The sequence below is a fragment of the Anaerolineae bacterium genome (assembly GCA_013178165.1).
Lineage (GTDB): Bacteria > Chloroflexota > Anaerolineae > Aggregatilineales > Ch27 > Ch27.
Genome location: JABLXG010000004.1, coordinates 209990 through 229308, shown reverse-complemented (window position 1 = coordinate 229308; position 19319 = coordinate 209990). Strand labels below are relative to the sequence as shown.

Annotated in this window: 18 protein-coding genes and 1 riboswitch; of the genes, 6 read left to right on the top strand and 12 right to left on the bottom strand. The window is 64.2% G+C overall.

Annotated features, from left to right (window positions below; translation table 11 throughout):
* Window positions 1–31: 31 nt before the first annotated feature.
* A complete protein-coding gene (rsmH, locus tag HPY64_04065) occupies window positions 32–982 on the bottom strand; it encodes a 16S rRNA (cytosine(1402)-N(4))-methyltransferase RsmH (protein ID NPV66302.1) in 951 nt (316 codons plus the stop codon).
* Window positions 983–1088: 106 nt separating this feature from the next.
* Between rsmH and HPY64_04060 the strand changes: the two genes are divergently transcribed.
* The 4 genes from HPY64_04060 (at window position 1089) to HPY64_04045 (ending at window position 6010) form a co-directional block, all read left to right on the top strand.
* On the top strand, window positions 1089–2567 hold the full coding sequence (locus HPY64_04060; GenBank protein ID NPV66301.1) for a hypothetical protein: 1479 nt from the start codon (window positions 1089–1091) through the stop codon (window positions 2565–2567).
* A gap of 84 nt (window positions 2568–2651) precedes the next feature.
* The gene (locus HPY64_04055) at window positions 2652–3188 is read left to right on the top strand and encodes an AAA family ATPase (protein ID NPV66300.1); all 537 of its coding nucleotides are present in this window, start codon (window positions 2652–2654) and stop codon (window positions 3186–3188) included.
* A gap of 15 nt (window positions 3189–3203) precedes the next feature.
* Window positions 3204–5096 carry an excinuclease ABC subunit UvrC gene (gene uvrC / locus HPY64_04050; GenBank protein ID NPV66299.1) on the top strand — a complete coding sequence of 631 codons (1893 nt, stop codon included), beginning with the start codon at window positions 3204–3206 and terminating at the stop codon, window positions 5094–5096.
* A 125-nt stretch (window positions 5097–5221) separates the two neighbouring features.
* Window positions 5222–6010 (top strand): DUF1295 domain-containing protein, encoded by a 789-nt coding sequence (locus HPY64_04045; protein NPV66298.1) that lies wholly within the window; start codon window positions 5222–5224, stop codon window positions 6008–6010.
* 128 nt (window positions 6011–6138) lie between these two features.
* Here HPY64_04045 and HPY64_04040 read toward each other — a convergent pair whose 3' ends face one another.
* The 3 genes from HPY64_04040 to HPY64_04030 all read right to left on the bottom strand — a co-directional run bounded on the left by HPY64_04040 (window position 6139) and on the right by HPY64_04030 (window position 9682).
* The gene (locus tag HPY64_04040) at window positions 6139–7284 is read right to left on the bottom strand and encodes a 1-acyl-sn-glycerol-3-phosphate acyltransferase (GenBank protein NPV66297.1); all 1146 of its coding nucleotides are present in this window, start codon (window positions 7282–7284) and stop codon (window positions 6139–6141) included.
* 125 nt (window positions 7285–7409) lie between these two features.
* Complete coding sequence (locus tag HPY64_04035) at window positions 7410–8522, bottom strand: 1-acyl-sn-glycerol-3-phosphate acyltransferase (GenBank protein ID NPV66296.1); 1113 nt, start codon at window positions 8520–8522, stop codon at window positions 7410–7412.
* On the bottom strand, window positions 8519–9682 hold the full coding sequence (locus HPY64_04030; protein NPV66295.1) for a glycerate kinase: 1164 nt from the start codon (window positions 9680–9682) through the stop codon (window positions 8519–8521). Before HPY64_04030 ends, HPY64_04035 begins: the two co-directional genes overlap by 4 nt.
* Window positions 9683–9796: 114 nt before the next feature.
* Window positions 9797–9919: riboswitch (SAM riboswitch) on the top strand.
* 105 nt (window positions 9920–10024) lie between these two features.
* Between HPY64_04030 and HPY64_04025 the strand changes: the two genes are divergently transcribed.
* Entirely contained in the window at window positions 10025–11443 is a 1419-nt protein-coding gene (locus HPY64_04025) for an aspartate kinase (GenBank protein NPV66294.1), read from the top strand.
* Between the two features lie 42 nt (window positions 11444–11485).
* Window positions 11486–12121, top strand: coding sequence for a bifunctional 4-hydroxy-2-oxoglutarate aldolase/2-dehydro-3-deoxy-phosphogluconate aldolase (locus HPY64_04020; GenBank protein NPV66293.1), 636 nt, complete (start codon window positions 11486–11488; stop codon window positions 12119–12121).
* Window positions 12122–12180: 59 nt separating this feature from the next.
* On the opposite strand, the gene HPY64_04015 is transcribed toward HPY64_04020, so the two are convergent.
* The 8 genes from HPY64_04015 to HPY64_03980 form a co-directional block, all read right to left on the bottom strand.
* Window positions 12181–13221, bottom strand: coding sequence for an SIS domain-containing protein (locus HPY64_04015; protein NPV66292.1), 1041 nt, complete (start codon window positions 13219–13221; stop codon window positions 12181–12183).
* A 72-nt stretch (window positions 13222–13293) separates the two neighbouring features.
* On the bottom strand, window positions 13294–13641 hold the full coding sequence (locus tag HPY64_04010) for a hypothetical protein (GenBank protein NPV66291.1): 348 nt from the start codon (window positions 13639–13641) through the stop codon (window positions 13294–13296).
* A 54-nt stretch (window positions 13642–13695) separates the two neighbouring features.
* Entirely contained in the window at window positions 13696–14031 is a 336-nt protein-coding gene (locus HPY64_04005; GenBank protein ID NPV66290.1) for a hypothetical protein, read from the bottom strand.
* A 25-nt stretch (window positions 14032–14056) separates the two neighbouring features.
* A complete protein-coding gene (locus HPY64_04000) occupies window positions 14057–14410 on the bottom strand; it encodes a hypothetical protein (GenBank protein ID NPV66289.1) in 354 nt (117 codons plus the stop codon).
* 48 nt (window positions 14411–14458) lie between these two features.
* Window positions 14459–14794, bottom strand: a complete 336-nt coding sequence (locus tag HPY64_03995; protein ID NPV66288.1) for a hypothetical protein — start codon at window positions 14792–14794, stop codon at window positions 14459–14461.
* A 136-nt stretch (window positions 14795–14930) separates the two neighbouring features.
* Entirely contained in the window at window positions 14931–16115 is a 1185-nt protein-coding gene (locus tag HPY64_03990; protein ID NPV66287.1) for an acetyl-CoA C-acyltransferase, read from the bottom strand.
* Complete coding sequence (locus HPY64_03985) at window positions 16112–16768, bottom strand: uracil-DNA glycosylase (GenBank protein NPV66286.1); 657 nt, start codon at window positions 16766–16768, stop codon at window positions 16112–16114. The genes HPY64_03990 and HPY64_03985 overlap by 4 nt, the downstream gene beginning before the upstream one ends.
* 119 nt (window positions 16769–16887) lie before the next feature.
* Window positions 16888–19281 carry a 3-hydroxyacyl-CoA dehydrogenase/enoyl-CoA hydratase family protein gene (locus tag HPY64_03980; protein ID NPV66285.1) on the bottom strand — a complete coding sequence of 798 codons (2394 nt, stop codon included), beginning with the start codon at window positions 19279–19281 and terminating at the stop codon, window positions 16888–16890.
* Window positions 19282–19319 lie beyond the last annotated feature (38 nt).

The following is a 19319-nucleotide window of genomic DNA, read 5'->3' as shown; positions in this document are numbered from 1 at the left end:
ATACCAGGCGGGTAGCACGCGCCCCACTGCTTCACAACTTTTCCACCACGCGCAAGCGGGCACTGCGGCTGCGCGGGTTGCGGGCCACTTCTGCCGCATCGGCAGTCACTGGCCTGCGCGTGATTTCCCGCACTTCTGCCCGGTGGCGGCACGTGCAGACTGGTTGCCCCGGCGGGCAGACGCAATCCGCCGCCGCCCGCCGGAAATACTGCTTGACAATCCGATCTTCCAGGCTGTGAAAGCTGATCACCGCCAGCCGCCCGCCCGGTCGCAGCAGGGCAACGGCCTGCGGCAGTGCCCGTTCCAGCATCCCAAGTTCGTCATTGACAGCAATGCGCAGCGCCTGAAAGGTGCGCGTCGCCGGATGAATCTTCTCCCGGCGGTGTTTTGGATAGACAGCCGCCACCACAGCGGCCAGTTCAGCCGTACGCGTCAGCGGCCGGCTGCGCACAATTGCCCTTGCGATCTGGCGGGCCAGCCGATCTTCCCCATAGCGCCAGATCAAATCGGCCAGCTCGCCCTCATCCAGCATGTTGACGATCTCAGCGGCGGTTGGCCCATCGTCGCTCGGATCCATGCGCATATCCAGCGGCCCATCCTGAGCGAACGAAAAACCACGCGCCGGATCGTCCAGATGCATCGACGACACACCCACATCGAACAGGATAGCATCGGCGGCGGTGATTCCCGCAGTGGTGGCCTGTTGCGCCAGCGTATCGAACGGCGCATGGGCGAGCGTCACCTGCCCGGCGAAAGGGGCCAGCCGCCTGGCGGCCAGCGCCAGGGCTGCCTGATCGCGGTCGATGCCCAGCAGCCGGCCAGCTGGCCCGGCGGCCTCCAGCAAAGCCACCGCATGGCCACCCGCACCCACCGTGGCGTCGATGATCGTTGCGCCAGGCGGGACGGCCAGCATCGCCAGAACAGCCTCCAGCAGCACCGGAACGTGTGCCTCGGCTCTTTCGTTCCGTTCCACAAATCCCATCCTCTCCAACCGTCAATCATACCACCCCGCCTCCAGACAGCACATCCCACCAGACCGGATACAATAGACATAGCGATCCTTGTCCACGTGCTAGAGGGGAATGCCCATGCTCGCGCCACTCCGCAAGCAAACCGCTACGCTGGCTGCCCTGCTTGTTCTGGCCTTATGGGCTGCACGTCTGATCGTGCTAGGCGCCTTCCCACCCTTCATTGATGAAGGTGTACATCTGCACTATGCCGAGGAGCAGCGGGTGATCTCGCCATTCATCCACGCTGACGAGGGCCGTCTGCTGACAACCGGCCTTTATGCGCTGGTCCAGCCGGAACGTAGCGGCGGACTCTGGCTAGCGCGGGTGATGACCCTTCTGGCGCTGCTACCCGGCTATGCGGCCATCATTAGCAGCGCCCGCCTGGCAGCAGGTAGACACGGCGCGCTCTTCGCCGGATTACTGCTCCTGTTCAGCCCCTACCATCACTTTTTCAACCGGATGGCCATGGCCGATACCCTGGCAGCTTCGACAGTGGCTATCGGCCTGTACTTCGCCTTCCGGCTGGTGCGACGAGCAGCCACCGGCGATGCCATCCTGAGTGGGCTGGCGCTCTTCACTGCGCTGGGATTCAAAGTAACCGCCCTGCCCTACTATGGCATCCCGCTGGCCGCCGTCCTGACACTCGGCCGGGGCCGCCACAGCAGGCAGGCGCGGGCGCGCTGGCTGCTGATCGCGCTCGGCACACTGTTGGGTCTGACTGCTGCCTTCGGGTTGGGCCTGCGCGCCCTGGGCTACGACTACTTCGGCCTGTTTGGCCATCACAACCCCGATCCACTCTCTGGCCTGCTACCAACTCTGGTCGCCAACCTGAGTCTGATGACCGACACCGCCGCCATCTTCCTCAGTCCGGGGGTGGTTGCCGTATGCGGGTTGGGCCTGCTCTACCTACTCATCCGACGCAAGTTCTTCCTGCCCCTATGCCTGGTAGTACCAGCCATGATCATCGCCCTGAGCGCCCGGCAAAGCACACGTTTTTACGAAACGCCAGTAACCCTTCTGCTGCTGATCGGTGCAGTCGGTCTGGCGGACATCATTCGGGGCAGGTCCCGGAGCATAGCCCTGCTGATCGCTGCAGGAATCGTGGCCTGGGGCCTGATGGTCTGGCTGCCTTTCGCCGTCACAGCAGCCCGCCAGCCTGACCGCCTGCCGCTCCACCCGGCCACCGCCGGTGAATACATCAGCGGCGATGGCTCTGGCTTCGGCCTGGCGGAAGCCCGCTGGGCGCTGCTGGCGCATGGCGCTACCCGCGTAATCGGCATCATGGCCAATTGCCAGGGGTTGCGCTACCTGAGCCTGGACGACTTCCCAGTCGAGTGTCCGCGCGTCAACCCCAACGGCGAGGATATCCCGGCGCTGCAGGCGCTCATGGAGTCCAGCCGTGCGCCGGGTGTGTTCGTCGTGCTGGAAGATCTGCCTTACGCCCCCGATCACACACCGGGGGTCATCAGCGCGACGATCCGCCACGCCTCTGGCCGCCCGCGGCTGACCATCTACGCCCTCGATCCTGATTACCGGCCCTGTAACTACTGTGGCTGAACGCCCACCGAACAATTGAGCCGCTCGCCCGCGTACGTTACAATAGCCGCACCGGGGTACGGTGCGCTATTTGGGGCTTACGCCATGCAGCGGATCGTTGTCGTCGGCACCACAGGCAGCGGCAAAACCACGATAGCGGCAGAGCTGGCCGCTCGGCTCGGCTGCCCCCATATTGAGCTAGACGCACTGCACTGGGCGCCGGGCTGGCAGGAAGTCCCTCTGGAGACTTTCCGCACCCGGCTGGCCGGGGCAATTGCAGCTGATCGCTGGGTGGCCGACGGCAACTACAGCGAGGTCTGTGACCTGCTCTGGCGGCAGGCGGACACAATTATCTGGCTGGACTATCCGTTCCTCACCATTTTCCGCCAGTTGCTGCGGCGCACGCTGCGGCGCATCGCCACCCGTGAAGTATTGTGGGGGACCAACCGCGAATCGCTGCGCACCCTGTTCAGCCGCGACTCGATCATCCTGTGGATGCTCAAGACCTACCATCGCCGCCGCAGGCAGTACCCGATCCTGTTCGAACAGCCGGAGCACGCCCACCTGCACGTGGCGCGGCTGCACTCCCCGGCTCAGACTCGCGCCTGGTTAATGCAACTCGCTGATCAACACCACGGCTGATGCCGGGTGATGCCTATGGAGATTTCCGCTTACCTGCAGCGCATCCTGGATAACCTGCCGCACAAGCCTGGCGTCTACCTGATGAAAGATGCCAGCGGGACGGTTGTTTATGTCGGCAAGTCCAAAGAGCTGTACAACCGGGTACGCAGCTACTTCCACCGCAGCGTCACTGACGAGAAAACCCGCCGCCTGCGCGACCAGGTCGCCGACATCGAATTCATCGTCACCGGCGATGATCCCCTTGACGAGGAGGGCGAACTGGAGGCCCTGCGGCTGGAAAACACGCTGATCAAGCGTTACCGGCCCCACTACAACATTGCCCTCAAGGACGACAAGCAGTATCCCTACATCAAGGTCACCTGGGCCGCCCCCTTCCCTACGGTCGAATTCACCCGGCGCATGGTGCAGGATGGTTCGCGTTACTTTGGGCCGTTCAACGCCCGGAGCATCCGCGAGACGCTGGACGTGTTGCGTCGCATCTTCCCCTACCTGACCTGTGACCGGGAGATCACCGGCAAAGATCCGCGTGCCTGCCTGTACTACGACATCAAGCTGTGTACCGGCCCGTGCATCGGCGCGGTCAACCAGGAAGAGTACCGGGCCATGATCGGGCAACTCATGCACTTTCTGGAAGGCCACTCGGATGAAGTGCTGCGCGATCTGGAACAACGGATGCACAGCGCGGCGGAAGCACTGCAGTTCGAACGCGCCGCCCGCTACCGCGACCAGATCCGGGCGATCAGCAGCCTGATCGAAAGCCGCAAGGTGATCAACGTCGGCGGTCCTGACCAGGATGTGATCGGTTTTGCCTCCTCCAACGGCGACGCCCTGGTGCAGGTCTTTTTCATCCGCCAGGGCAAACTGATCGGGCGGGAGAGCTTCCCGATGGAAAACGTGCTGGAAGAAGATATGGCTGCTGTGATCGAGAGCTTCGTCCAGCAGTTCTACGATCGCGCCGCTTTTGTTCCGCCGGAGATCATGCTGCCGACCGAGATCGAAGGTCATGCCGTCCTAGAGCGCTGGCTGAAGGGATTGCGCGGGGGCAAGCGCGCCTGCCTGCGCGTCCCCAGGCGCGGCCAGAAACGCGAACTGGTGGAGATGGCCAACGCCAACGCCGCCGAAGCGCTGGGCATCCTCAAGGTGCAATGGCAGGCCGATACGGTTCGCCAGGAAGGAGCACTTCGCGAACTGCAGGAGGCGCTGGGCCTGCCGCAGATTCCCAACCGTATCGAATGCTATGACATCAGCACCACCCAGGGCACGGCTATCGTCGCCAGCCGGGTCGTGTTCGTCAAGGGCGTGCCGCGTAAAGGCGAATACCGCCGCTTCAACATCAACTCGGTCGCTCATAAAGGTTCGGACGATTACCAGTCCATGCGGGAGGCGCTGACCCGCCGTTTCCGGCGCTACCGCGAAGCGCAGGAGACGCCATCCGTGACCCGCCCCGGCCAGAAGGATCAGGATGAAACCTGGCGGCTGCTGCCCGATCTGTTGATCGTCGACGGTGGCAAGGGCCAGCTTAACGTAGCCGTAGAAGTGCTGGGCGACTTTGGCCTGCTGGAACAGGTGCCGGTTGTCGGCCTGGCCAAGCAAAACGAGGAACTTTTCGTTCCGGGCCGGACTGAGTCCATCCTGCTCAACCGCCGGTCGCCGGCGCTGTTCCTGGTGCAGCGGGTACGGGATGAGGCCCACCGCTTCGCCATCACCAGCCATCGCCAGCGCCGTGCTAAGGAGAGCCTGGCCTCCCAGCTGGAAGCCATCCCCGGCATCGGCCCCCGGCGACGCAAGCTGCTGCTGGATGCCTTCGGCAGATCGATCAAGAAGCTGCGCGAGGCCACCGTCGAAGAGATCGCCGCTGTGCCGGGCATCGGCCTGGAACTGGCGCAGGTGATCAAGGAGCATCTCTAGCGTTCCCGTCCACCGTAACATGAGCGTTTGCTCAGACTCCCCGACACAAACTTGAACAATAATTCGACATATGCTATACATAGTATCGTAACATATGTCTTGTTGTCCTGGGGGAGCGATCCAGCATGACTTTTCTTGAGGTCTATCTCACCGGCCTGCTGGCAGCCACGGTCCTGATGACCATCCTGTGGCTGATTAGCCTGGCCATCAAAGACTCCAGCATCGTTGACATTTTCTGGGGGTTCGGTTTCGTCGTCGTTGGCGCCACGTACTTCGCCCTCACGCCGGACGGCTTTGGAACGCGCAAGCTGCTCCTGCTGGCGCTGGTCGCCATCTGGGGCCTGCGGCTTTCCCTGCACATCGGCTACCGCAACATCGGCAAAGGGGAAGACTTCCGCTACGCCAAATGGCGCCAGGAGCACGGCGCCAGCTGGTGGTGGATGAGCTTCTTCCGTGTCTTCCTGCTGCAGGGCGTGATCCTGTGGGTCGTCTCGATCCCGCTACTGGCCGCGCAATGGAGCGCCACCCCTGCCAACCTGACCTTCATCGACTATCTTGGCGTGATCGTGTGGATCATCGGTTTCGCCTTTGAGGCCGGCGGCGACTGGCAGCTCATGCAGTTCAAGCGCAACCCGGCCAACAAAGGCAAGGTGCTCAATACCGGCTTCTGGCGCTACACCCGCCATCCCAATTACTTCGGTGATGCCACGCAGTGGTGGGGGTTCTGGCTGATCGCAGCGGCAGCGGGCGGCTGGTGGACGGTCTACAGCCCGCTGATCATGACCTTCCTGCTCGTGCGTGTCTCCGGCGTGGCCCTGCTGGAGAAATCCCTTAAGGAAACCCGGCCTGCCTACCGCGAGTACATGGAAACTACGCCGGCCTTCTTCCCCTGGTTTCCCCGGAAGAAGCGATAAACGCGCTGTTCACCACTTAACTTGAAACAGCAGGGCTGCGCCTTCTTCCGGCGCAGCCCTGTGTTGTTCTGTCACTGTCAGATATAGTTCACGGCTCACCAGCCGGAACAGCTATCATCCTGCCGGGTTCAGCCCTGCTCCTCCGGATCGCTGCATATCGGTGCCAGGCGTACCAGTGCGTCATGCGCCATCGCCCACTCGCTAACTGTTGTCCGCAGGGCCTCCAGCGCCGCATTGACCTGCAGCGCGGCCTCGTCGCCCAGGCGGTATGGCAGGTAGCGGTCGTACTCACCCTGCAGCAATGCACCCAGGTCGCGAGCAGCAAAACGCAACTCCAGCGGGCCAAAGAAACGCGCCTGCCGGAACGGATCGATATTCAGCCGGGCATTCTCCCACATCGGGCGGAAGAGATTGGGCTTGGCCATAAACTCCGCCAGCGCGCTCATATCCGGCAACGCCGGACCGTCATAAGGCAGCAATTCATCAGTCGCGGCCCAACGGAAGTCGATCTGCAGGCGGTAGACTTCCCGCGCCCAGCGCCGGTAACGGGCCTGCTCTTCCGGCTCCAGCAGGTCCCAGATACGGGCCATAATCTCAGCGGAAGCAGCATCCAGGTCACTGTTGCGCATGCGGCGATCCCGGCTGGGCGGCACGGGCGGCATCAACTCCCCGAAGCGCAACGTCAGGCGCGGCATACGCCCGGTGAAGGCATCGATTGTCTTGAGGTATGTCCCGCTGAGGCCAACAGGCAGGATCGGTGCGCCGGTGAGCTGGGAGAGGTAGGCGGCCCCTTCTTTGGCCACAAAACGCCGCTTCTCCCACATCCCACCATCGGGGAACATGAGCAGGTCGCGCCCGGAACGCAGATGGGTGACCAGATTGCGCAGGCTGGCTGCGTCCGCTCGCCCGCGATTGATCGGCGTCACGCCATAGGCGCGCAGCAACCAGTCTTTGAGCGTAATCATCTTGAAGTCGCCGGGGCCGACCATCTCGATCTGGCGCGGGTAGTAGGCCAGTACCAGCATGCCATCCAGGTTGGAGAGGTGGTTGGGCAGAATCAGCACCGGGCCGCGGGCCGGGATGTTCTCCTGCCCGTAGACCTCGGTGCGGGTCATCAGGTCATGAAAGGTATGCGCCAGACCATGCAGAATACGACGACGCAGGCGTAACGGATTGACCATCGGCAGCCGGACGCGCACTTTGCCCAGCGTGCCAAGATCGATGAGTTCCGTTCTGTAGTCGAAGATCGACGTAACCAGTGGTGAATCCGCCAAAATCCGTTCTCCCTCTTGCCGACAGGCTATCCCCGACAGCCTGACCCACCGGCTTACTACCATCCACAGCGGCAGGTCTTAGATGCAGCCAGACCTATCGGGGTTTCCTCGTCCTGTACCGATCCCTACCCCTCTACAACACCCCCGACGCCGGAAGGATGCAGGTTAGGCTGCACATTGTGCTCTTCCGGCAGGCGGATCACCGGCGTCAGACGCAGCCGCGCCCCGCGCTGCAGCGCCCATTCACAGACTTCATCACGTACGGCCTGCAGGCCCGCCAGCGCCGCCGTTGCCCGCTCGTTCCCCAGCCGATACTGCAGGTAAACGTCAAAAGTCCCGGTCGTCAGTGTCCTGTACAGGTCACGGGCGGCCAGCCGCACCTCCATCGCCGGGAAGAAGCGGGACTCCCGGAAGGGGTCGACCACCAGACGGGCATTCTGCCACATGGGACGGAAGAGATTCGGCTTGGCCAGGAATTCACCCAGCGCGTTCAGGTCGGGTAACGGCGGGCCATTGTACACGATCGGCGCCCCATTTTCAGCGACAAATTCCAGACGCAGGTCGTAGATGGCTTGTCCCCAGGCGTCATAACGGGCGCGATCTTCCGGTGGCAGGAGATCGTAGATGCGCTGCATGATCGCCAGCGACGCGGCCCGGAGATCGGCTTCACGGTGGCGGCGGTCAGCGCTGGGCGGCACCGGCGGCATGACCTCCCCGAAGGTGATCGTGATCCGCGGGCGGCTCAGCAACGCTGCCAAACCGGGCACCGGCACGCGATACAGGCCGCCCAGTCCCACCGGCAGTATCGGCGTCTGGGTGAGCTGGGAGAGGTACGCTGCGCCATCCTTGACATCCGTGATCCCCTTCTCCCACGTCCCACCATCAGGAGCCATGGCCACCATACGACCGGCCCGCAGGTGATCGATCACAGCCCGCAGGCTACCCCGATCGGCGCGTCCCCGGTTGATCAACGTGATCCCGTAAGCGCGGATCACCAGTTGCCCCGCCGCGGTCATGGGGAAGTCGCCCGGCCCGACCAGTTCAATCTCGCCCGGCATGTTCGCCATCACCAACGGCCCGTCGAGCGTGGAAAGGTGGTTGAACAGGATCAGCAGCGGGCCACGCGGGGGAATGTTCTCCACCCCGCGCACCTCGGCGCGGGCGAAAACGCCCTGCAGCGCGTGCATCGTCCGGCGTAGGATAGCTCGCCGCCGCGACAGGGATAGCAAGCCGCTCATAGCTCAGACCTCCTACCGGGTAAGGCGCGGCCCAGCGCGATCAGCCGTCCAAGGCGGATGGCGGCCCGCTCCAGCAGGGCGCCTGCCTTGGCCAGCGCCTCCTCCAGCGCGATCGGTCCCGGCGCAATCGGCACGATCGCCGTCAGGCCGGCGTCCAGCAGCGCATCTTCGCCGTCGCCGACGCCACCCACCAGGGCCACGCTGGGGACGCCGTGCACCCTGGCGGCCACGGCCACACCGAACGGCCCCTTGCCACCCAACGTCTGCGAATCCATGCGCCCTTCGCCGGTGATGACCAGATCAATTCCGGCCAGCCGTTCCTCAAAATGCAACGCCTCCAGCACCAGGTCAATCCCCCGGCGCAACTCTGCACCAAGGAAGGCTGCCAACCCGGCAGAGAGCGCTCCTGCTGCCCCGCCGCCTCGCAGCGCCCGCACATCGACTCCAACCTGTTCCGCCACCAGCGTGAAGAAATGGCTCAGCCCCGCCTCCAGCAGGGCCACCTGCTCCGGCGTTGCTCCTTTTTGCGGGCCAAAGACAGCCGCCGCGCCGTTCGGTCCCAGTGTCGGGTTATCCACATCACAGGCAACCATCACCTGCACGCGCCGCTCACGCAGGGGAGCCAGCATATTGCTCGTGTCGATGCGGGCCACCCGGCTCAGCAAGCCGCCGCCACGCGGCACCTCACGACCATCAGCATCCAGCAGGCGGACACCCAGCGCCTGCATACAGCCCGCGCCGCCGTCAACAGTGGCGCTGCCACCCACGCCGACGATGATCCGCCGCGCCCCGCCTGCAATCGCTGCGGCGATCAGTTGTCCGGTGCCATAGGTGGAAGCCCGCAACGGATCGCGCTCCTCTGGGCGGAGCAACTTGAGGCCGGAAGCGCGGGCCATCTCCACCACAGCGGTTTCGCCATCAGCCAGCATCCCCCAGGCGGCCTGCACCGGTCGCCCCAGCGGATCGTCGACCATGACCGGGTAGATCGTCCCACCCTGCCCGGCCAACACCTCCATCGTGTCATCGCCGCCATCGGCGATGGGCATCAACTCGACGGCGCAGTCCAGGCCAGAGCGCTCCAGCCCGCGCGCGATGCACGCGGCGGCCTCCGGCGCAGATAGCGCACCCTTGAACGCATTGGGGGCGACAAGAATACGCATGATTTCCGCCCTCTCTTCCCGCTGGCGATTGAACTGAATCGTACTGCTTGACATGCCCTGGCCACCATGCTACCATTCCCCGCCAGTTTACCAATTGGTATAGCATCCAGCACACTCTTATCCAGAGCGGTGGAGGGATCGGCCCTGCGAAACCGCGGCAACCCTTCGTCCTGGCCCCGGTTTGGCCAGCGCGAAGAAGGTGCCAATTCCGACAGACTCTGATCTGGCAGATGAGAGCGGCCCTGGCAGCACACCCCGTGCCCCACGCGCTCTCGTCACCGCGAGGGCGTTTTTGATCCCCGCCGGGCTGGCAGCACGATGACACAACAAGGAGCACCCGGCATGGCGACCCTGACCTTCAAATTTGGTGGCACGTCGATGGGCAACGCGGCGATCATCGCCTCTGTCGGCCAGATCATCCTTGATGCCGTGGAACAGGGGCATCAGGTGCTCACGGTCGTCTCGGCAATGTCCGGCGTCACCAACCAGCTGCTGGACTCCGCCCGCGCCGCCGCCGAAGGCCACACCGCCGTCTACCTGAAAACCACTGCCGATCTGCGCGACCGCCATCACGAAGCTGCTCGCGAACTGGTCCGCACGCCGGAGGCTCAGGAAGCCCTGCTGGCGGAGCTGCACCGCCTGGTCGACGAATTCCAGGATCTATGCCGCAGCGTCGCCATCCTGGGCGAATTGACCAACCGCGGTCTGGATGCAATCGTCTCTATCGGAGAACGTCTTAGCGCCCGGCTGCTGGCCGCTCACCTGCAGGATCGCGGGGCGGCGGCGCTCCCTATCGACGCCACCCGCCTGATCGTGACCACCGCCGCCTTTCAGAACGCCACGCCGCTGATGGACAAAACGCGTGCGCGCGTTCAGCAGCACCTTGTCCCCCTGCTCAAAGCGGGTGTGTTGCCGATCGTCACCGGCTACATTGGCGCGACCGAGACAGGCATCACGACGACCCTGGGACGCGGCGGCAGCGATTACAGCGGCGGTATCCTGGCCGCCTGCATCGACGCCGATGAGCTATGGATCTGGACCGATGTCGATGGCGTGATGACCGCTGACCCACGCCTGGTGCCCAGCGCCCATGTTATCCCGATTCTCTCGTACCGGGAGGTCGGCGAACTGGCTTTCTTTGGCGCCAAGGTGCTCCACCCCAAGACAATCCTGCCGGTCATGGATCGCGGCATGCCCATCCGCGTGCGCAATACGTTCAACCCGACTCATCCGGGAACGCTGATCCGCCCTGAGCCGGAAATGACGCCTTTCATCGCCAAGGCGATCACCATCATCCCTGACGTTCACCTGATCACCGTCGCCGGGCGCGGTATGATCGGCGTGCCGGGCATTGCCGGGCGCACCTTCAGCGCGGTGGCGCGGGAAGAAGTCAATCTGCTGGTGATCTCACAGTCGTCGTCTGAGCAAAGCTTTTGCTTCATTGTGCGCGACACTGACTCGGCGCGAGCGGTGGCCGCCATCAAAGCCGAACTGGCTGCCGAGATCAGCCGCCAGGACGTCGACCGTGTCTGGGCGCAGGAGAACATCGAGGTGATCACGATCGTCGGCGCCGGGATGCGGGAGACGCCCGGCGTGGCGGCGCGCATCTTTGGCGTGCTGGCCGAGGAGCAGATCAACGTCATTGTGATCGCCCAGGGATCGTCCGATGCCAACATCTCGCTGGCTGTTGACTCCAAAGATGCCCGGCGCGCTGTACAGGCGCTCCACCGCCTGGTTGCCAATAATGGCAACGCCGGATAGCCGTGCTCTTGCTGCACCTGCCACCAAAGGAGGCACCCTGTGATGGACGCCGCATCCGCCCTGGCCCGCATCCGCCAGACCCGCATCATCGTCGTGCTGCGCGGGGATTTTCCGCCGGCCAAAGCCATTGCCGTCTGCGAAGTACTGCTGGAAAACGGCCTCGACATCGTCGAACTGACGACCAATTCGCCAGAATGGCAGGAAGCGTTGCCAGCCGTGCGGCAGGCTTTTGGCGCGGATTTGCTGGCCGGGATGGGCACCATCCTGCAACCGGCACAGGTCGGCCAGGCGCTGGAGCTGGGCGCGCAATTCCTGGTCTCGCCCGCCTTTGACCCCGCCGTCGTCTCCACCGCCCACGCCGCCGGCCTGCTCATCGCCCCCGGCGTGGCCACCCCCAGCGAGGCCGTCAACGCCGCTAACCACGGCTGCAAGCTGATCAAGTTCTTCCCCGCCGGGGCGCTGGGCATCAACTACTTCAAGGCTATGCGCGGCCCGCTCAACCACCTGGATTTCACCTGTAACGGCTACATGCATGTTGGCAACATCGCCGACTTTCTGCGGGCCGGGGCAACAGCCTGCGGCCTGGCCGGCGACGGGCTGGCCGGCGATGGCCGCCGCCCGCTGGAGGAAATCCGGGCCATCGCCCGCGAGGTTGCTGCCATCGTGCGCGATCTGTAGGGCCGCCGCATCAAAACGCCCCGCCAATGCAAGCGGGGCGCTATCGTCCGGATCGGTGTTCAGCGGGTGCTGGTCACCTTGCGCAACAGACGCGGGTGGTCGACATCGTAGCCTTTGGCCCGGCTGAGGCCAAAGGCCAGTAACTGCCCCGGAATGGTCGCTACGATGGGGGAGAGCCACTCCGGGATAGCCGGAATCGGCAGCGGAGTCTGCGCCAGGGCCAGCGCTTCCTCCCGGTTGGAGATCACGATCAGTTCGGCCTGGCGCTCCCGTAGCTCGCGTATCAAATCCAGCACATCGCCCAGCACCGCGCCATCCGGGGCGATCGCCAGCACCGGAAAGCCCTCATCCACCTGAGCCATCGGGCCATGGCGGAAATCCGCCGGGCTGTATGGCGTAGTCCCGATGTACGTCAGTTCCTTGATCTTAAGCGCCAATTCAAACGCGGTCGCGTAGTTGAAGCCACGCCCCAGGGTGACACAGCGCGTCATGTAGCGGTAACGCTCCGCCCGCGCCGGGGCGTCCTGCGCCAGCAGAAGCGTCTGGCTGACCCATGCCGGCAATCCGGCCAGGTCATGCTTCAGCCCGGCGTCATCGGCGATATGGGAGGCCAGCATCGCCATGACCGTCAGTTGAGCGGTGTACGTCTTGGTAGCCGCCACGCTCTTTTCCGGGCCGACATGCAGGCCGATGCAATGCTCAGCGGTCTTCGCCAGCGGCGATTCGGGATCGTTGGTCACCGCCAGCGTCAGGGCGCCCTGCGCCCGCGCCTGGTCGACAACCATGCGCACGTCTTCGCCCTGCCCGCTCTGGGATACGCCGATCACCAGCGCGCCGCGGACACGAGGCATCCGGCCATAGTAGGTCGTGATCGACGGCGCGGCCAGGGCCACCGGCAACCCGGCGAAGATTCCCAGCGCGTACTTGCCGTAAACCGCCGCGTTATCCGATGATCCACGCGCCACGATCAGCACAAACGGTGGCTGGGCCTGCCGGATGACACCGGCAAGATGGGCAATGTGATCGCTTTCAGCGGCCAGCAGGCGGGCCAGCGCCTCTGGCTGCTCGTGTATCTCCTGTTCAAGCAACGTCTTGCTCATGTCGCCTCTCTGAGTATTTGAGTTCGCAGGGTCAGATCACAGTCGTCCAGGCAGAGAATTTCCCTGGCCGGGCTACCGGTCGTCCAGCGCATCATCCCGCCGGGCCATCAACAGGGTCTCCAGTTCCACCATCTGGTCGCCGTCCAGTTGCTCGATCAGGCGGGCAATACGCTCCGGGTCGCCGCGCTTGGTCTTGCGGGTATCACCGCGCATCCCGCCGGGCTGCCGTGCGGATTCGGTCTCGCCCGTCCAGATGGCAATAGTACCGCCGATAGCCACCCCGGCCATAATAATCACAAACGCCGCCGCGCCGAGCGCGGTAACATCCTCAAGCGTCATGAAGATGATCGAGATTACCGTCATCGCAACCCAGATCACCATGGTCACGATGGCCGTCCAGAATGTGCGCTGATCGCTCATAGCTCCCCGCTGCCAGTCAGAATAGCTGTCACTCCCTGCCGCAACGATGCATCGCTAACCGGAATGTTCCTGCCCGCGCATCCGGATCAGCGTCTCCAGCTCGATCAGGTCGTCCTCGTCCAGTTCCTCAGCCAGCCGCTCCAGGCGGACGGCCAGATTGCCCCGCTTGGCTTTAGTAGTTGCCAGCCGCCGGGTTTCTGGTTCCTCCCGCCGCCAGACGCGAACCGTCAGCATGAAAGCCAGAATCGCCAGCGCGCCCGTCGTCGCCATGGCCACGAAGTAGTAGAGCGGGACTGGTGTCTCGCTAGCCATGGCGAACTGGGCGATCATGAACATGGTAAAAACCACCCAGATCACTGCCGTCACCCCCGTGCGCAGCACGTCGCGCATGGGCTACCTCCTGACCTGTCTCCGCTCAACGTCGTTCATCGTGCCGAACCGCCAGCAGCGTTTCTAACTCGATGATCTCGTCCTCGTCAAGCGCTTCAATCAGCCGCCCGATCCGGTCGGAGACATCGCGCTTGGCCTTGCCCGCTTCCTGCTGTACATAGGGACTGGCAGCCGCTCGCCGCCCGCCAGCGCGCCAGATAGTCGCTGTCGCCATCCCGGCGACAGATGTCAGAAACAGCACAAACACCCCCAGCATGATCATCAACGTCTCATTTACGGGCGGCTGCCCGGCCACCAGAGCGATGAACAGGGTGATCAAGACGGTAGCGTAGGCAGTCCACACAACACCCGTCGATAAGAACCGATATCGGTCATCCATTATTTTCTCCCGTGGCCCTGCCACCAAGCTTCAGAGAACATGACCGCACTAGCGTTCCTGCATCTTAAGCAACGTTTCCAGCTCAGCAATCTCATCATCGTCCAGGCTCTCGATCAGCCGGGCAAGGCGTGCCGGGTCAGGCCGCTTCAGCTTGCCGCTGTCCTGCGTTTCCCGGCTCCCTTCGCCAGTGTTCCCCAGCCGCCCCCAGACCGCCGCTGTGGAAAGCGTTGCCGCCGCTGCCAGGGCGGCAACAATGGCAAAGATCGTATCCTGGCCAAGCGGCTTCGAAGCCGGGCCAAGGGCAATAGCGAAGAACATGATCGTGATGGCGCCAAAGATCACCCAGATCGCCAGCGTGATCCACAATCGGTCGCGGTCGCGCATCGCAGTGTCCTTTTCCATGGCAAAACAGCACACGAGGGCGGCAAGCAGCGCACCGCCCGTCATATTTTCTGAACCTGCATCCGCCCTTATAATAATACGCACCTGCTGCTGATGAAGTTGCGGTTTCAGAGCTGCATCAGTTCAGGCACTCAAAGATACCCGCAGCACCCATCCCGCCGCCGATACACATGGTGACCAGGCCGTACCTGCCGCCGCGCCGTCGCAGTTCATGCAGCAGTTGAACCGTCAGCTTGGCCCCGGTTGCGCCCAGCGGATGCCCCAGGGCAATTGCGCCGCCGTTGACATTGACGATTGCCGGGTCCAGCCCCAGCTCGCGGATGACGGCCACACTCTGCGCGGCAAAGGCTTCGTTTAGCTCGATCAGGTCGAGGTCAGCCAGGGTCAGCCCGGCTCGCCTGAGGGCGCGCGGCGCCGCTTCCACCGGCCCGATGCCCATCACCTCCGGACGCACCCCGATCACATCGAAGGCCACGAAGCGCGCCAGCGGCGTCAGGCCCAGCCGGGCGGCCATCCCGGCCTCCATGATGATCACCCCCGCTGCGCCATCGCTCAGCGGCGACGAATTGCCCGCCGTGACCGTGCCCCCCTCCCTGAAGACCGGCTTGAGCGCCGCCAGAGCTTCCAGAGAGGTATCCGGGCGGGGATGCTCGTCGCGGTCAAAGACCATCCGCTGGCGTTGCAAACGGCCGTCCGGCCCGACGGTGACTTCCTCAAGTTCGATGGGCACGATCTCCGCCGCGAATTTGCCGGCTGCCTGGGCGGCGACTGCCTTGCGGTGGCTGTCGTAGGCAAACGCATCCTGCTCCTCGCGGGTCACGCGGTATTCCTCGGCCACGCGCTCCGCTGTCAGGCCCATGCTGATGTAGGCTTCCGGGTGCTCCTCCACCAGCTTCAGGTGAGGGCTGGGCCTAAAACCGGCCATCGGTACCGCGCTCATCGATTCCACCCCACCGGCAACGATCACATCCGCGCCGCCGGTGATGATCCGCTCCGCCGCGCTGGCGATGGCCTGCAGACCACTGGCGCAGAAGCGGTTGATCGTCTGCGCCGGGACGCTCACCGGCAACCCGACCAGGATGCCCACCACGCGAGCAATGTTCAGCCCTTGCGGACCTTCCGGGAAGGCGCAGCCCAGTACCAGATCATCGATCAGCGCCGGGTCAAGCCGCCCTTCCGTCTGGCGCAGCAGTTCGCGGATCACCGCCGCCGCCAGATCATCGGGACGGGTGTTGCGGGTTGCGCCCTTCCTGGCGCGGCCTACCGCCGTCCGTGTCAGCGCCACAATCACCGCATCTCTCATCGGTCATGCTCCTTACCCACCTGCCGGGCCACCGCCGCAAAGCCAGCCATAAACGCCGCCTTGCCGCCATGCGACGGGTGGCGCAGCTTGATGAAGTCCACGCCCAGCGCGGAAAGCGATCGCTCGGCTATATTGCCCACCGCCAGCACTATCGTGAAATCGAATAGGCCCAGCATCTCCGCCAGAAAGATACGTCCCTGCGCCAGTTCATCCGCGCGTGGGGCACGGTTGGAAAGCGGCTTGCCCGCCTGAAAGGGATGAAACGGATACGCGGCGAAGATCACGGGCAGGAGGCCGGTGCGGGCGATAGCCTCCCAGACGATCGCCGCGCTCGGCTCTTTGCGCGGGCGGTCATATTCTGGCGACATGCGGTAACCCGCCGCCGCGCCCAGGATCGGCACGCCAGGCGGTGGGTTAAGCATCAGATGGTCGCTGGTGAAATTCAGGCCGGAGCGACGGCAACCCTGGTAGCCGGGCGCCTCCCCCACCAGCAGTACCTTCGGATCGCGGGCCGCCATCTGGTGCAGGTACAGGCGTAGGTTCTCCCGGCGGACAGCGTTGAAGCCGTCAGCATAGGCGTACTGGTTACAGGCATCCGCGGCGACTTCCGCCTCCGCCAGATGCGCGATGAACTGGTCAAAACGCTCGCTCATGATGTGCTCCGCAGCGCCACACCGACAACGACGACAGGGGAGTATCCAGCCGTATACATGCTGCCCATCAATTTCGGTTACGCACTGTATCCTACGACAGAAACCTGCCACACTCGCTGCTAGTTGCGTAGCGGCTTGTTGTACTGGAGCATATACCACAGGCGCTCCTGTGTTTTTGGCTCCCCGGCCAGGCTCAGGAACGCCTCTCGTTCCAGGTCAAGAATGACCTGCTCATCCACCCAGCCTGGCGCACTTAGATCGCCGCCAGTCAGGACATAAGCCAGCTTGCCCGCAACCTTGGCGTCATGCTCACTGGCGTAACCGCTTTGCACCATTTGCCACACAGCCAGCTTGAGCGCCGCCAGTGCATCCCGCCCCGCCGCCCAGACCTTGCCCGGCAGAGCCGGGCGGTAACCGGGCGCCAGCGCCAGGGCTGTACGTTTGGCTTCCGCCAGATGCTGGTCGCGGCTCATGACGATCCGGTCCGCCGGGCTGAGGAAGCCCATTGCCCGCGCCTGTTTGGCGCTTTCACTGACTTTGGCTAGCGCGATCTGCTCAAAGACCTGCTGCAGGTGTGGCAGCACATCGGCGCCGGGCGTGCGCATGACCGGGCTAACCACCCGCCGCAGCATCTCCTTAGTGCCCGTCCAGGCCGCGATCAGGCCCAGCCCGAACTCCACCAGGCCAATGTACAGCTCGGCGTGGGCTACGCAGGCTGTACAGGCCATCGTGACTTCTGCGCCCGCGCCCAGCGCCATGCCGAAGGGCGCAGTCACGACCGGCCTGGGAGCGTGGCGCAGCGCCTCCATGATCGCCTGCCCCTCGCGAATCACCCGATCCAGTTCGTCCCACTGCCCGGACTGAGCCATCATCGCAATGAGCATGATGTTGGCTCCCAGTGAGAAGTGCTGGCCCTGGTTGCCGATCACCAGCGCATCAAAGTCATCTTCCAGCCGGGCCAGTCCGCGCTGCAGCATGGCCAGGATATCGGCGTCAAAGGCGTTGGCTTTGGTGTGAAACTCCACCAGCAACGCCCCATCGCCCATGTCAATCAGGCTGGCCCCGGCGTTCTCCTCCACGATCCTGCCCGCCGCCTTTAGATCGGCGATGACCACCACCTGCCGGTCAGGGGCCAGATCGCGGTACCGCTTCGCCACCGGGTCGTAAACGCCGGTCACGATCCCGTGCCCATCGCGGCGGTAGAACGTAGCGCCGCCGCCAGCCAGCATCTCCTTCACCCAGGCGGGCACGGCGTAGCCATCCGCTTCCAGGCGCGGAACGGACTCAGCCACGCCAATGGCATCCCAGATTTCGAACGGACCAAGCTCATGCCCGAAACCCCATCGCGCCGCGCGATCCAGGCTGGGCAGGTCATCGGCGATCACACCGGCCATCTGCGCCGCATACGTCAGATAGAAGGCGTGCAGCGCCCACAGGAACAGCCCGGCGCGATCTTCCTCCGCGATCAACGCCCGGATACGCGCCCCGGTATCCTCGATCTTGCGGTGCTTGCCCACACTCTCAAAGCGGACACTTGCGGGCGGCACGTACTCGAACGTCTCCAGGTTCAACTCCCAGAACTGGCGCTCGCCGTCGACAAAGACCTTTCTGTAAAAGCCCTGGTCGGCCTTGCCGCCCAGCCAGCCTTCGGCCACCATCCGATCCAGGACGCGGGTTAGCCCGGCATCCACCAGCACCTCACGGGCCGGATCATCCGGGATGGCCTCGTACAGGTTGCGGCTGACATGCGCCAGCACGTCAATGCCCACCAGATCGAGCAACCGGAAGGTCGCTGTCTTGGGACGCCCGATCAGGGGGCCGGTCAGGGCATCAATCTCCCCCACGGTAAAGCCGTGCTGAACGGCATAAGCTACCGTAAAGGCACCGACCAGGTTCAACATCCGGTTGGCAATGAAGTTGGGTGTGTCCCTGCCGATCACCACGCCCTTGCCCAGCACATCGCGCCCGAACGCAGCCATGAACGCCACCAGCGCCGGGTCGGTTTCCGCACCGGGGATGATCTCCAGCAGCTGCAGGTAGCGCGGCGGGTTGAAGAAATGCGTGCCCAGGAAGTGCCGCCGGAAGCCGGCCTCCTGCCTGGCGGCGATGGCATTGATGCTCAGGCCGGAGGTGTTGGTGCTGACGATCGCATCCGGTCGCCGGACGGCAGCGAGGCGCGCCATCAGTTCCTGCTTGGTCTCCAGCCGCTCAACGATGGCCTCGATGATCCAGTCGGCGTCCGCCAGGCGGGCCAGGTCATCGTCCACGTTGCCGGGGATAATCAGATCGGCGTCTTCCGCGGCGAAAAGCTGGGCCGGGCGACTCTTGCCGAGCGCCTCCAGGCTTCTCTGTACGATGGCATTCCGTGCCTCCGGCGGATCGCCGGGCTGCGTCCCCGGTGCAGGGATGTCCAGTAACAATACCGGGATGCCCATACCCGCCAGCAGGGCGGCGATGCCGCTGCCCATGGTGCCGGAGCCGATCACCGCTGCCCGGCGAATCGCATAGCCCATCGACTTTCCTCCCCCTGAAAGACGTTAGAGTACGTGGT